A 664-nucleotide genomic window follows, 5' to 3' on the forward strand; every position below is an offset into this window, starting at 1 on the left:
CGACGAGCCGCAGGCCGACGGCATCGACGTGCGCCGCCTCGGCGACGACCTGCACTACACCGCCGAACGCGCGGGACGCGTCTACCACGTGGTCGAGCGCCGCTACGCGCTGCTGCCGCGCGAGGCCGGGGCCGTGACCATTCCGGGCATCGGTTTCCGCGGCCGCGCGCTGGCGCTGGACAACGGCGCCTTCTTCGCCGACAGCCAGCCGGTGGCGGCGCGCTCGCAGGCGCTCGAGATCGACGTGCGTCCGCCGCCCGCCGGCGCGCCGCGGCCGTGGCTGCCGGCGCAATCGCTCAGCCTCGACGCCGAAGGCTGGCCGGCGGACGGCCAATTGCGTGCCGGCGAGCCGCTGACGCTGACGCTGACGCTGAAGGCCACCGGCCTGCCGTTCGAGGCGCTGCCGGCGCTGACCCTGCCGACGCTGGACGGCGCCGAGGTCTACCCGGACAAGCCGCAGGACGGCACGCGCGGCGACGGCCGCTGGCTGGTCGGCACGCGCGTGCGCAAGTTCGCGATCGTGCCGACGCGCGCCGGCACGCTCGCCCTGCCGGCGATCACCGTGCAGTGGTGGGACACGCAGCACGACCGCGCCGCGCTGGCGCGCATTGCGGCGCACACGCTGCGCGTGCTGCCGGCGCCCGGCGCCCCCGCCGCGCCGCCC

General features: G+C 77.3%; 1 pseudogene. It reads left to right on the forward strand.

The window, feature by feature from the left end:
• A pseudogene (locus MBSD_RS09515) lies at positions 1-664 on the forward strand (BatD family protein); the annotation flags it as partial.

This window comes from Mizugakiibacter sediminis (assembly GCF_000953855.2).
In the GTDB taxonomy this organism is placed as follows: Bacteria; Pseudomonadota; Gammaproteobacteria; order Xanthomonadales; family Rhodanobacteraceae; genus Mizugakiibacter; species Mizugakiibacter sediminis.